Raw genomic sequence first — 13,052 nt, 5'->3', positions numbered from 1 at the left:
CGGATGCTACCCGATGATCTCCTCGCGCACGCGGCGCAGGTCCTCGAGCAGCGACCCGACCAGCACCCAGTTGTCCGGGTCGGGGCGCAGCACGCTCACCGGCGACGTGAGCGCCGGGCCGTCGTCGTGCCCGGTGCCCGTCGCGGGACCGCCGGTGGCGTCGGGGAGGCGGGAGGCGCGCCCGGCCGGCAGCGCCTCCTCGGTGGTCCGCGCCAGCAGGCGCACGTCGTGGGCGGCTCGTCGGAGGTCTTCGGCGATGCTCTGCACCACGGGGTCGTCGGACAGCCCGGGGTCGTAGTTGTCGTGGACCGACCGCACCATGCCGACCACCCGGTTGACGAGCACGGTGAGGCGCCGCAGCAGCGCCGCGTCGGCCTCGAGGACGCTGCGGTTGCGGCTCGCACGGGGGTTGAGCTGGAGGCTCTCCTCGCCCGTGGTGACCGCGTCGACCGCCCGGGCCTGGGCCACCCTGAGCTCGCGGGCCCTGGTCAGGCCCGTGGCGAGCCGCGACCCGTCGACCGGTTCGTCGAGCACGGCGGCGGTCTCGTCGAGCACGGACGCGATGTCGCGCGCGAGCCGTCCGACGGCGAGGTGCGCGGGGGCGAGGGCGACGGGAGGCACGATCAACGCGTTGATCGCGAGCGCGATGGCCGCACCGATGATCGTCTCGAGCACCCGGTCGAGCGCGTAGTCGGGGGTCTGGGCGCCGATCGCCAACACGAGCATCGCCGAGATCGGCACCTGGTTCGCCGAGCTCGGCGTGAGCCGGAAGGCCCAGGCCACGAGCAGGCTCACCACGACGATCGCCAGCACGATCCAGGTCGCGTCGCCGAACAGCTGGCCGGCCGCGAAGGCGATGAGCACGCCGGCGATGACGCCGACGCTGCGCTCGAGGCCGCGCACGAACGACTGGTTGACGCTCGGCAGCACCACGAGCAGGGCCGCGATCGCGGCGAAGATCGGCAGGGGCTGCTGCAACAGGGCCACCGAGGCGAACCAGGCCGCCATCACCGCGACGCTCGTCTTCACCACCTGGAGCAGGGGCGTGCGCTTCGTCTGCCGGATGCGCGAGACGACCTTCACGCCCTCCAGGGTAGACGGGGAGGCGCCGCCCTCGTCGCGACGTCGCGACAGGTCACGAAACGGTCACCCCGCCCGCGCCTCCCCACCGATCGGTCCGGCTGCTGGTTGACTGCCTCCTCGTGTGGCCCAACTCCGCCGAGGTGCTCCCCGCCGCGTTCGCGAACTCGGGGCTGACCGTCGTCGCCTTCCGACCCCACTCGGTCGAGCCCTCGGGCGCCGGGTTCCTCTACGGCTACGAGGTCGACACGGTCGACCCGGTCGGCGCGACCTCGACCGTGCTGACGTTCATCGACACCGACACCCGGGCCGCCGACGAGTCCTCGGTGCTCACCCGCGACCCGACCACCGGTCAGCCGCTCGCCGTCTGGGCCTACCCGGCCGACCCGATGCTGCCGGCGCTCGCCGGGGCCACGTATCCCGACCGGGTGGCCGACGCGCTCGCGGCGCTCGGCGTCGTCGTCACCGAACCGCGGCTGAGCGTCGCGGCGTACCGACCCGGCAAGCGCGCCGTCATCCGACTCGACGCCGCCGAGACCACCGTCTTCCTCAAGGTGGTCCGCCCCGACCGGGTGGCACCGATCGTCGCCCTGCACGAGGCGTTCCGGGCGCAGGGGCTGCCGGTGCCCGCCGTGCTCGCCTCGCGGGCGGACGGCCTGCTCGTCCTCGAACGCGTCCCGGGGGTGCCGGCCGGGCAGCGCGTCGTCGAGCTCGTCGACGACCCGCGGTTCGTCGAGCAGATGGTCGACCTCGGCACGCGCATCGCCCGCGTCGACGTGGTGGCGCGGGCGCAGTCCGACGCCCTCGACCACGGAGCCTGGCACCGCTCGACGCTGCGCGCCGCGCTGCCCGACCGGGCGACCGAGATCGACGGCCTCTACGACGAGATCGACCGGCGCCGCGCCTCATCCGCCTCGGACGCCCTCGCCGTGATCCACGGCGACCTGCACCTCGAGCAGCTCTTCGTGCACCCGTCCGAGCCGTGGCGGGTCACCGGTCTGCTCGACGTCGACACCGCGGGGCTCGGGCACCCGGCGCGCGACGCGGCGGCCCTCGTCGCCCATCTGGTCGTGACGGGACAGTGGCACCGGGGCAACGGCGACGAGGCCGAGGCCCGGGCCTGCGAACGCCTCGCCGACGACGTGACGCGCGCCTGGGTCGAACGCCTGCCCGGCCTGGCCGACCGGCTCGCGCCGGGCGTCGCGTCGCAGCTGCTCGCCCACGCCGGCGGACAGGCCACGCTCGGCACCGACACGGGCCGCCGCAAGGCCGTCCAGCTGATCGGTGCCGCCGCGGGCACCCTCGCCCGCCCCGCCTGACCGCCGGTCCCTCCGCCGCCCACCCACGGACGGGCGGACGGGCCTACCGTGGCGCGCAGCACCCACCCGCGCACCCGGAGGCCCCCATGCCGTCACCCTGGCTCGACGCCGCTCCCGACGTCACCACCGACAGGATCGACCCCGAGACCGTCTACGACGACGTGATCGTCGGCGGGGGCCTGACCGGACTCGTCACCGCCTTGCTGTTCGCGCGTCGCGGTCACCGGGTCGCCGTCCTGGAGGCGCGCACGGTCGGCAGCGTCGCGAGCGGCAGCGGGTCCGCGTCGATGTCGCTGCTGCAGGGCAGGCAGCTCCAGCGCATCCGCACGAACACCTACCAGAGCGTCGTCGACGCCTACGTCGCGGCCAACCGCGCGGGCTTCGACTGGATGGTCGACTACCTCGACGAGGCCGGCGTCGAGGTCGAGCGCCGGGACGCCTTCAGCTACGCGACGACCCGGGCCGGGATCGCCACGGTCGACGACGAGTACCTCGTCGCGAGGAAGGCCGGCCTCCCCGTCGTCAAGGAGTTCGGCCTCGACCTCCCGTTCGGCACGACCGGCGGACTCCGGTTGCCCGACCAGGCGCAGTTCGACCCCGTGCAGGCGATCGTCGCGCTCGTGGCGGACGTCCGGGCGCTCGGTGGCGTCGTCGTCGAGGGGGTGCGCGTCACCGGCGTCGACGCGACGAACCCGACGGTGACCCACAGCGACGGTCCCGACGTCCGCGGCCGCCGCGTGCACGTCACGACGGGCAGCCCCGTGCTCGACCGCGGCCTCTACTTCGCCAAGCTCCGCAGCGAGCGCTCCTACGGCCTGGCCTTCGAGGGCGTCGACGACCTGCCGGACGGCATGTACCAGGCGGTCGACGGTCCCACCCGGTCGTTCTCCGCGGTGGGCGACCGCCTCGTGACCGGCGGCAACCGGCACCCGGTGGGTCGCGCCTCCTCGACGATCGCGATGGTCGACGACCTCGCCGAGTGGACGACGCGCCACTGGCCGGGTGCGCGGCCGACCCACTCGTGGAGCGGTCAGGACTACGGCACGCCGCACCACGTGCCGTTCGTCGGCTGGCTGCCGCGGGGTCGAGGCCGCATCTACCTGGCGACCGGCTACGAGCACTGGGGGCTGACGAACGCGGTCCAGGCCGCGATGACCCTCGTGTCGGACGTGCTCGGCGACCCGCAGCCCTGGATGACCACGCTGCACGGGCGGGTCACGACGCCGATCGCCATCGCGTCGGGGATCGGCATCAACGCGGCCGACGCGTGGTGGGCGGCCAAGGGCTGGGCCGGGGCGATGACCCGCCGTCTGGTCGCCGTCGCACCCGCCGAGGGCCAGGGGGAGGTGGGCCGGTCGGGCGGCTTCGCCCCCGTCGCGCGCTCGACCGTCGACGGCGAGGTCTGCACCGTCTCGGCGATCTGCCCGCACCTCGTCGGGATCGTCACCTGGAACGACTCCGAACGGTCGTGGGACTGCCCGCTGCACGGGTCGCGGTTCGCCGCCGACGGCAGCGTGCTCGAGGGGCCGGCGACCCGCGGCCTGCGTCGTCGCGGCTGATGCGTCGCCGGCCCGTTGCCACCTGGGCCCGGGACACGAGGAGGCGCTGGTGGCGTACCGGCGCGTCGTACGCGTAAACTGTCCCCAGCTTCACCGCCCGGGTGTTCTCCGGTCCGCGCCTCCTCCGGTGCGAGTCGACACCTCGGCGTGACGGGGCTTCGGGGCACGTGCCGTCGTCGGACTGCCCGCCACGAAGGTCGCCCGTCGCGAAGCCGGTACAGCTGTCCATCGCGCGGCACCCCGCCCCGCACGCATCCGGCGCGACCCTCTCGGTCGTCGTCCGTCCGGGTCGCCGAGCCTCTCGGCGTCCCGCGCAGCACCCTCCGCCGACACGGCGGCACAGCACCGTCGACGTCCCGCGTCGACCACGAGGAGGAGCCTTGGCTCGACCAGGCCAGCGTCAATCGGGTGGTACCCGCACCGCCCAGCGTCCGAACCGTCGCCGCGAGGTCGACAACGACGGGCTGATCCCCGTCCTCGCCCGTGCGGTGCGCGAGGTCGAGGCCGCCGCGCAACGCGGTCAGGTGAAGCCCTCGAGCCGCACCAAGTTCCAGGTCATCGCCCTGCTCATGCGCGAGGAACGCGCCCGGGTCAAGGTCGACAAGGCCATCAGCGAGTCCGAGCGCGCCGAGCAGATGAAGCGCCTCGACGGCGTCGCCCAGATCCTGGCCAAGACCGCCGCCCGCGACACGTCGCTGATCACCCTGTTGGGCGACGCGGCCACGGTCAGCGAGGCCGCCAAGACGCTCAAGCGCGACATGCAGATGTCGGCCGGGCTCGAGCTCGAGCCCGAGCAGCAGATCATCGTCACCGAGGCGGCGCCGGTCGCGCCGACCTCCGAGCGACAGGTCGTCCCGCAGTCGGTCATCTCGCGGCAGCTGGCGAACCCGTTCCTGCCGCCCGACTTCGCGCTCGCCGAGGTCGCCCGCGAGGCGCACCCGCGCCGGCTCGCGAACTGGGAGCTCTTCGGCCCCCTGTTCAAGTCCTTCGAGTACGGCGCCGGGGGAGGCTCGGCCTGCATGCCGCTGCCCGAGCCCACCACGGTCGACGCCCCCGCGGGCGCCACCCTGATGCACCACCAGGCACAGCTCGTCGAGTCCGCCCGCCAGGGCCACCGCACCTACCTGCTCGCCGACGAGCCCGGCCTCGGCAAGACCGCCCAGGCCCTGCTCGCCGCCCAGGCGGCCGCGGCGTACCCGCTGCTCGTGGTCGTGCCCAACGTCGTCAAGACGAACTGGGCCCGCGAGGTCCAGCTGTGGACGCCGACGCGCACGGCGACCGTCATCCACGGCGACGGCGAGAAGCTCGACGCCTTCGCCGACGTGGTCATCGTCAACTACGAGGTGCTCGACCGTCACGTCGGCTGGCTCGGCGAGCTCGGCTTCAAGGGCATGATCGTCGACGAGGCCCACTTCATCAAGAACAAAGAATCGCAGCGGTCGCGGCACGTGCTGCAGCTCGCCCAGCGCATCCGGTCGCGCACCGCCCACCCGCTGCTCATGGCGCTGACCGGCACCCCGTTGATCAACGACATCGAGGACTTCCGCGCCATCTGGGAGTTCCTCGGCTGGATCGGCGACAAGAAGCCCGCCGCCGAGTTGATGGAGCGCCTCGAAGAGGTCGGCCTGACCCCCGCCGATCCCGGGTTCTTCTCGTCGGCGCGCGAGATCGTGATCGACCTCGGCATCGTCCGTCGCAAGAAGGTCGACGTCGCCTCCGACATCCCCGCCCGCCGCATCGCCGACCTTCCGGTCGAGCTCGACGACGAGGTGGGCCGGTCCATCCGCGACGCCGAACGCGAGCTGGCCCGCCGCATGGTGCAGAAGTACCGCACCGCGCTCACCACCCGCACGTCCGGCGTCCGCGTCGAGGGCATCGACCACGACCTCGTCCGCCAGGTCGCCAAGTGGGAGCTCGAGGACGCCAGCGCGTCGAGCACGGGTGAGAACGTCTTCAGCATGGTGCGCCGCATCGGTCAGGCCAAGGCCGGCCTGGCCGCGGACTACACCGCCCAGCTCGCCCGCAACGTCGGCAAGGTGGTGTTCTTCGCCAAGCACATCGACGTCATGGACGTCGCCGAGGCCACCTTCGCCAAGCGGGGCATCAAGTACTCTTCGATCCGCGGCGACCAGACCCCGGCCGTCCGTCAGCGCCAGATCGACGCCTTCGTGAACGACCCCGAGGTCGAGGTCGTCGTCTGTTCGCTGACCGCGGCCGGCGTGGGGCTCAACCTGCAGGTCGCCTCGAACGTCGTGCTGGCCGAGTTGTCGTGGACGGACGCCGAGCAGACGCAGGCCATCGACCGCGTGCACCGCATCGGCCAGGCCGAGCCGGTCACGGCGTGGCGCGTCATCGCGGCGCAGACGATCGACACGAAGATCGCCGAGCTGATCGACAGCAAGGCCGGCCTCGCCGCCCGGGCACTCGACGGCGACGACTCCGAGGTCGTCGACTCCGTCGACGTGCAGCTCTCGGCCCTCGTCGCCTTGCTCACCGAGGCCCTCGAAGCCTGACCCGCCCTCACCCCGCCGCACCGCGCCGCGCCGCGCCGCACCTCGACGCACCGCGTTTCGTGCACGGCACCGCGACACACCGCCGCACCTCGACGCACCGCGTTTCGTGCACGGCACCCCGACTAGTCACGGTGCCGTCCACGATTCGCGGTGTGGACGCGCGGGAGGCCGGCTCGCTCGAGCCGTGTGACGATCCGCTGCGGACGCGCGAGATCGCGCCAGACGGTTCGTGTCACCCGGTTCACGTAGGGCAGCCCCCTCAGCCGGTCTTCACGGACCTTTTCGAGGACCACGATCTCCTCCGCCGTCAGCCCGTGCCGCATCTCGCGGTCGAGGTACTTCACGAAGCCGTCGAACTCGTCGTACACGCCGTAGGCCTCCCACCCGAAATCGGTGAACCCGATGAGCCCTTCGTCGTCGACGTGGCGTTCCTGGAGACGGGGTGCCGGGAATCCGAGACCGTCCAGGGCGACCCGGTAGACCGATTCACCGGCGGAACCGGCCAGGGGGCTGGCGAACTCGGCGACCCAGGAGGCGCGGGTCGAGCCCCGGACACGGTCTCGTCCCAGCAGGCACGCCTGGTACTCGGCCCGCGTGCACAACCGACGCCGCAGGCAGTGGTCGAGGACGGCCACGGCCTGGCTGCGTGTCCCGCTCAGAGCGACGTCCACGGCCGTCCGGGCCGGCGTGGTCACGAGGAGACCCCGATGGGGGGTGATCTCGTCCGAGAGCAGCGGTGCCGCATGCCTCGTCACGTGCGCACCCGTGTGGGTCCGGGCGCGCGCCGGGTCGGTCGTCGAGACGCGGGCGAGCGGCGGGCCGAGCACAGGCATGCCCCACACCGCGGCCGCCGAGGTGTGGGAGACGACGACCGCGTCACGCATCCGGCCGACCGCGGCCGCCGTTCGGACGGCGTGGCGTTCCTCGCGGCGCAGGCCCCGCCAGGCCGCCGACTCGACGTAGCGTCCGGGCGCGACGCGCACGAGTTCGCCACGCGCGTGGGCTCGGCGTTCCGACGGATCGTCGAACCGCGAGCGGATGAGGAGGGAACGAAGGTCTCGTTCGTGGGTGGTCACGCGTCGATCGTCTCGGGCTCGAGCGGACTCCGGGATCGGATCTCGCCACCCTGTGGAGGGATGCGGGGGACGGCGGAGCGCGGGACGAGAGGCCGTTCTCAGTCGAGGCGAGTTCGGTGGGTCGGAGAACACCCGACCACCGAAGGAGCACCCCATGCCCGAACTCTCCGGCTACGCCCACGTCGCCATCACCGTCTCCGACCTCGACACGAGCCTCGCCTTCTACGAGAAGCTGCTCGGCGCCGGCCCCGTCGGCCGCATCGAACTCGACGGCCTCGATCGCCGCATCTTCTCCGTCGGCAACGGGCAGATCCTCGGGGTGACGGCCTACACCGGGGGATCGAGCGCGGCCTTCGACCCGACCGTCCCCGGGCTCGACCACATCGGCCTGGCCGTGACCGATCGTGACGGCGTCGTCGCCTGGCAGGAGCACGCCACGTCGGTCGGCATCGAGTCCGACCTGCAGGACGCGGACTTCGGCCACGCCCTCATGATCAAGGACCCCGATGGCAACCAGATCGAGTTCTTCGCCCCGCCCGCACAGAGCTGACACGGGCCGCCTGCCGCGACGGCACCGCGTTTCGTGCACTGCACCGCGACTAGACGGTGTGTGGCGCACGAAACGGGGTGCGGAGGCGCGGGGGCCTTTTACCCAGGACGCGCCGGACCGGGCCGCCTGCCGGCATCGCACCGCGATTCGTTCACCGCACCGCGACTAGAGCGAGCGTGCTGCACGAATCGCGGTGCACTGCATGGCGGGTGCGGCGGGCGGTGCGCGAGGCGCGGGGCGCGGCTTGCAGAGACCGGCAAAGAGTGGCGGAGCGCGGGTCGGTCTCAGCGGTCGCGGGCGGCGGTGAGCAGCTCGCGTTCGTCGGCGGGCTCGAGCCCCGCGCCGTGGGGGCCCGCCGGGCCGGGACGCGAGAGTTCCCACGCGAGGACGTCGCGCAGCGTCTCGTCCACGGGGCGCGGCACGAGCCCGGCGGCCCGGCCCGCGCCTCCTGACCGGGCGCCGAAGCTCGCGTGCGTGGCGAGGGGCACCCAGAGGGGCATCGACCGGGGCCCGGCCCACGGCCCGACCCCGTGTGCGTCGAGCCAGGGCTCGTCGACCGGTACGACCTCGCCCGTGTGGCCGGCGACCCGGCGCGCCACCGCGAGGTGGTCGGCCAGCGACTGCCGATCACCCACCGCGTCGAACGTCCCCGAGAGACCTCGCTCGACGGACGCGACGATCCAGCTCGCCAGGTCCCGGACGTCGACCGGCTGCACGTCGAGACCGGGCACGTCGGGCACGAGCACGGGATCGGGCTCCGTGGACGCGGCGGCCAGGGCGAAGCGCAGCGGCCACCAGCCCGTGCGGCCCGTGTGGTCGCCCGGTCCGCCGATGAGGCCCGCCCGGACGAGCAGCGACCGGTCGGCGCCGAACGCCTCGACGACGGCGCGCTCGCCCGCGACCTTCGACCCGCCGTAGTCCGACTCGTCGGCGTCGACGAGGGCCGCCGTCTCGTCCGCCCCGGTGGTCGCGGTGTCGGCGTAGACGCTGACGCTCGAGACGAAGACGAAGGAGGCGCTGGCGGGTTCGAGCACCGACACGGCGTCACGCACGTGCGACGCGTCGCGGCTCAGGTCGACGATCGCGTCCCAGCGTCGTCCGCCCTCGAGCACGGCGTCGTACGCCCCGGGCGTGCGACGGTCGGCCCGGACGAACGCCGCGCCCTCGGGGACGTCGCCGGACGACCCGCGGGCGAGACACGTGACGTCGTGGCCGCCGGCGAGGGCGGCCTCGACGATCGTCCGACCGAGCCAGGCGGTGCCGCCGAGGATCAGCAGCCGCAGGGGGCGAGGTGCCGAGCAAGTCGTGCCGGTCGGACCCACGACGGCGTCAGAGACCGAGCTTGGCCTGGACGTCGGCGAGCGAGGGGTTCGTGGCCGTCGAGCCGTCGGGGTAGACGATCGTCGGCACGGTCTGGTTGCCGCCGTTGGCCTTCTCGACGATCTCGGCCGTGCCGGGGATCTCTTCGATGTTGACCTCGGTGAAGGCGATGCCCTGCTTGCCGAGTTGCTGCTTGAGGCGGGCGCAGTAGCCGCACCACGAGGTGCTGAACATGGTGATGCTGCCGGACTCGGGGACGTACGTGCTCGCGATGTCGCTCATGACCCCAGGTTAAGCCCGGTCGGCGGTGAGCGCCGGGGGAGTTGTCTGGGAGGCGTACCGGCACGCACCACGAAGGGAACACCATGGCAGACACGGTCGCCGACCAGATCATCGCCCAGCTCGTCACCGCCGGCGTCCGCCGGATCTACGGCATCGTCGGCGACAGCCTGAACCCGATCGTCGACGCCGTGCGTCGCACGGGCGGCTCGGCGAAGGGCGGGATCGACTGGATCCACGTCCGCAACGAGGAGGCCGCGGCGTTCATGGCCTCGGGCGACGCCCAGATGAGCGGCGAGCTCGCCGTCTGCGCCGGGTCGTGCGGCCCGGGCAACCTGCACCTCATCAACGGGCTCTACGACGCCAACCGCAGCCGCGCCAGGGTCCTGGCCATCGCCAGTCACATCCCGAGCACGATGATCGGCTCGGACTACTTCCAGGAGACCCACCCCGACCGCCTCTTCGTCGAGTGCTCGGGCTACAGCGAGATGATCTCGACGGCCGAGCAGTCGCCGATGGTCGTCGCCAGCGCGATCCGGCACACCCTGGCGGGCGAGGGCGTCAGCGTGATCACGCTGCCGGGCGACATCGCCGAACTCGACGCGGGTGGCAAGGTGCCCGCCTACGTCAGCGTCCGCCCGCCCGAGCTCGTGCCCGACCGGCACGACGTGCAGGCCCTGGCCGATGCCGTGAACCAGGCCGACACCGTCGCGTTCTTCGTCGGCGAGGGCGGTCGTGGGTCGCACGACGAGATCATCGCCCTGGCCGACCTCGTCGGTGCCCCGATCGGGCACAGCCTGCGGGGCAAGGACGTCATCCAGTACGACAACCCGTTCGACGTCGGCATGACCGGCCTGCTCGGCTACGGTGCCGCCCACGCCGGCATCCACGACGCCGACCTGCTCGTGCTGCTCGGCACCGACTTCCCGTACCCGCAGTTCCTGCCGGACGCCTCGACGGTCACCATCGCCCAGGTCGACGTCGACGCCGCCGTGATCGGTCGTCGCGCCGACGTGCAGGTGCCCGTCCACGGGGCGATCGCCCCGACCCTCCGGGCGCTCATGCCGCTCGTGACACGCAAGAAGAACCGCAGGTTCCTCGAGAAGACCCTCAAGAAGCACGAGAAGCTGATGACCGGTGCGGTCGGGGCCTACACGAAGAACGTCGAGAAGATGCGGCCGATCCACCCCGAGTACGCGGCCTCGCTGCTCGACGAGGTCGCGGCCGACAACGCCATCTTCACGGCCGACACGGGCATGGGAAACGTCTGGGCCGCTCGCTACGTCACCCCGACCCCGCGGCGGCGCATCTTCGGCTCGTACCTGCACGGCTCGATGGCCAACGCCCTGCCGCACGCCCTCGGCGCGCAGATGGCCTACCCCGATCGCCAGGTCGTCTCGATCTCGGGCGACGGCGGGCTGTCCATGTTGATGGGCGAACTCGTCACGGCGCAGATGTACCAGCTGCCGGTGAAGATCGTCGTGTTCAACAACTCGACGCTCGGCCTCGTCAAGCTCGAGATGCTCGTCGACGGGTTCCCCGACTTCGGCGTCGACGTGCCCTACACGGACTACGCCGCGGTGGCGCGCGCCATCGGCATCCACGCCGTCCACGTCGACGACCCCCGCGACCTCCGGGCGGCCTACGAGGCAGCCTTCGAACACGATGGTCCGGCGCTCGTCGACATCGCGACCGACCCGAAGGCGCTCTCGCTGCCCCCGACGATCACGGGCGCCCAGGTGAAGGGCTTCTCGCTCGCCATGTCGAAGATCGTCATGAACGGCGGCGCAGGCGAGGCCGTGGCCATGGCGCGGTCGAACCTGCGCAACGTGCCGCGTCCCTGAGGTCGGCGCCGCGCCTCCTGCCCCCTCACCGTCGAGGGGTCAGGAGGCGCGGCCCGTCACGCGGAGGGCGCCTCGCGACCCTGCCCGTCACGCGGAGGGCGCCTCGCGACCCTGCCCGTCACGCGGAGGACGCCTCGCGACCCTGCCCGCCCGGCTCAGTCGGCGGCGGGGGCGCTGCGTGCGGCGAGCCGGGCGACGGCCGCGAGCGGGATGTCGATCCAATCCGGCCGGTTGCGGCTCTCGTAGATCGCCTCGTACACGGCCTTGTCGATCTCGAACGCGTCGAGCAGGGCCCGGGCGGCCCGGACGTCGACGCCGGACGAGGCGACGTACCCGTCGACGAACGCGCGGCGGGCATCGTGCGCCCAGGCCGCGGCGTCCACCGGGACGGCCTCCTGCGCCAGCGAACCGGCCACGTAGTCGAACGACCGCAGCATGCCCGCGATGTCGCGGATCGGCAGGTCGGGGCGCGAGCGCTCGGGCATCGGCCGCAGGGGCTCGCCCTCGAAGTCGATGAGCATCCAGCCGCGCTCGGGCGAGAGCAGGGCCTGACCGAGGTGGAGGTCGCCGTGGATGCGCTGCAGGTCGGGCCAGTGCAGGTGCTCGGCCGCGTCGTAGACGGCTCCGATCGCGGCGGCGTGCTCGGCGATCTGCGGCACCTCGCGCGACGCGGTCGTGATGCGTCGACGCATGCTCGTCAGGGCCCCGGCGATCTCGTCGTCGCCCGCGGGGACCGTGCCCAGGTCGGCGGCGAGGGTCGCGTGCACCTCGGCGACGGCCACGCCGAGCGCGTGGGCCTCGGACGTGAAGTCGGTGCCGTCGGCCGCCGCCGTCAGGGCCACGCGCCAGGCGTCCTCGAGGCCGGGGAGGAACTCCTGCGAGAAGGCGAGGTGGCCGGTGGCCGTCCCGCCCTCGCGCCCGACGTCGGGCCAGGTCGCGCGCAACGAGCCGAACGACGAGGGGACGTGCGTCGACCCGCCACGGGTCAGGGCGGCCTGGGTGGTGACGTCCGGGTTGTCGCCGTGGTGCAGCACCCGGAAGACCTTCGCGATGACCTGGTCGACGGGGCCGCCCTCGACGTCGTAGACGATCGAGGTGTTCGACTGTTCGCCCGAGAGCACGCGCGAGCGACGCACCTGCCCGGGGTCGACGATGCGCGTGCCGTCGACCGTGACGTCGGCACCCACCACGTGCGCCTCGGCGGACATGGTGCGCAGCAACTCCCGGGCGTAGGCCGGGTCGTGGGGACCGTCGTAGAGGTAGCGTCCGTCGGCCGAGCCGATGAAGGCCGCGTCGCCGCCGGGCAGGGGGGTCGCGCGGCTGACGAGGGGCACCTGGTAGAGGACGGGGACGTCCGCCGCCTCGTCGATGATCAGCAGCGTCATGGTGAGGGCGTCGTCCACCTCGGCCTCGAACGATCCGATCACCCGCAGGGCGGGCGTTCGTCCCTTGGTCGCGTACCAGCGCTGACGCGCCATCCATCCGGCAAGAATCGGTGCCACATCGCTCATG

The 13,052-nt window shown here is 72.7% G+C and carries 10 protein-coding genes; 5 read left to right on the top strand and 5 right to left on the bottom strand.

All coding sequences use genetic code 11. The features are described from left to right. Nucleotides 1-6: 6 nt before the first annotated feature. Nucleotides 7-1,083, bottom strand: a complete 1,077-nt coding sequence (locus tag IFT79_RS00500; RefSeq protein WP_192122650.1) for an FUSC family protein — start codon at nucleotides 1,081-1,083, stop codon at nucleotides 7-9. A 119-nt stretch (nucleotides 1,084-1,202) separates the two neighbouring features. Between IFT79_RS00500 and IFT79_RS00495 the strand changes: the two genes are divergently transcribed. The 3 genes from IFT79_RS00495 to IFT79_RS00485 all read left to right on the top strand — a co-directional run bounded on the left by IFT79_RS00495 (nucleotide 1,203) and on the right by IFT79_RS00485 (nucleotide 6,471). Continuing rightward, entirely contained in the window at nucleotides 1,203-2,399 is a 1,197-nt protein-coding gene (locus IFT79_RS00495) for a phosphotransferase family protein (RefSeq protein WP_123571814.1), read from the top strand. An 86-nt stretch (nucleotides 2,400-2,485) separates the two neighbouring features. Next, the gene (locus IFT79_RS00490; protein ID WP_056048212.1) at nucleotides 2,486-3,958 is read left to right on the top strand and encodes an FAD-dependent oxidoreductase; all 1,473 of its coding nucleotides are present in this window, start codon (nucleotides 2,486-2,488) and stop codon (nucleotides 3,956-3,958) included. Nucleotides 3,959-4,338: 380 nt separating this feature from the next. Then, a complete protein-coding gene (locus IFT79_RS00485) occupies nucleotides 4,339-6,471 on the top strand; it encodes a DEAD/DEAH box helicase (RefSeq protein WP_056048208.1) in 2,133 nt (710 codons plus the stop codon). A gap of 122 nt (nucleotides 6,472-6,593) precedes the next feature. Here the strand turns inward: IFT79_RS00485 and IFT79_RS00480 are convergent, their stop codons facing one another. Then, nucleotides 6,594-7,547: a hypothetical protein gene (locus tag IFT79_RS00480; RefSeq protein WP_192122649.1), complete on the bottom strand. Its 954-nt coding sequence runs from the start codon at nucleotides 7,545-7,547 to the stop codon at nucleotides 6,594-6,596. Between the two features lie 154 nt (nucleotides 7,548-7,701). On the opposite strand from IFT79_RS00480, the gene IFT79_RS00475 reads away from it, so the two are divergent. Then, nucleotides 7,702-8,097 carry a VOC family protein gene (locus IFT79_RS00475; protein ID WP_056048202.1) on the top strand — a complete coding sequence of 132 codons (396 nt, stop codon included), beginning with the start codon at nucleotides 7,702-7,704 and terminating at the stop codon, nucleotides 8,095-8,097. Nucleotides 8,098-8,381: 284 nt separating this feature from the next. On the opposite strand, the gene IFT79_RS00470 is transcribed toward IFT79_RS00475, so the two are convergent. Further along, the gene (locus IFT79_RS00470; protein WP_342211734.1) at nucleotides 8,382-9,419 is read right to left on the bottom strand and encodes an NAD-dependent epimerase/dehydratase family protein; all 1,038 of its coding nucleotides are present in this window, start codon (nucleotides 9,417-9,419) and stop codon (nucleotides 8,382-8,384) included. Between the two features lie 7 nt (nucleotides 9,420-9,426). Next, nucleotides 9,427-9,699 carry a mycoredoxin gene (locus IFT79_RS00465; protein ID WP_192122648.1) on the bottom strand — a complete coding sequence of 91 codons (273 nt, stop codon included), beginning with the start codon at nucleotides 9,697-9,699 and terminating at the stop codon, nucleotides 9,427-9,429. Between the two features lie 83 nt (nucleotides 9,700-9,782). Between IFT79_RS00465 and IFT79_RS00460 the strand changes: the two genes are divergently transcribed. Then, nucleotides 9,783-11,540: a pyruvate dehydrogenase gene (locus IFT79_RS00460; RefSeq protein ID WP_192122647.1), complete on the top strand. Its 1,758-nt coding sequence runs from the start codon at nucleotides 9,783-9,785 to the stop codon at nucleotides 11,538-11,540. Nucleotides 11,541-11,695: 155 nt separating this feature from the next. On the opposite strand, the gene IFT79_RS00455 is transcribed toward IFT79_RS00460, so the two are convergent. Then, a complete protein-coding gene (locus tag IFT79_RS00455) occupies nucleotides 11,696-13,051 on the bottom strand; it encodes a maltokinase N-terminal cap-like domain-containing protein (RefSeq protein ID WP_192122646.1) in 1,356 nt (451 codons plus the stop codon). Between the last annotated feature and the right edge of the window lies 1 nt (nucleotide 13,052).

Origin of the sequence: Frigoribacterium sp. CFBP 8759 (assembly GCF_014841655.1) — a bacterium.
Classification (GTDB): Bacteria; Actinomycetota; Actinomycetes; order Actinomycetales; family Microbacteriaceae; genus Frigoribacterium.
Note: the sequence above shows the minus strand (reverse complement) of the source record. Positions and strands in the feature narration are given on the sequence as shown.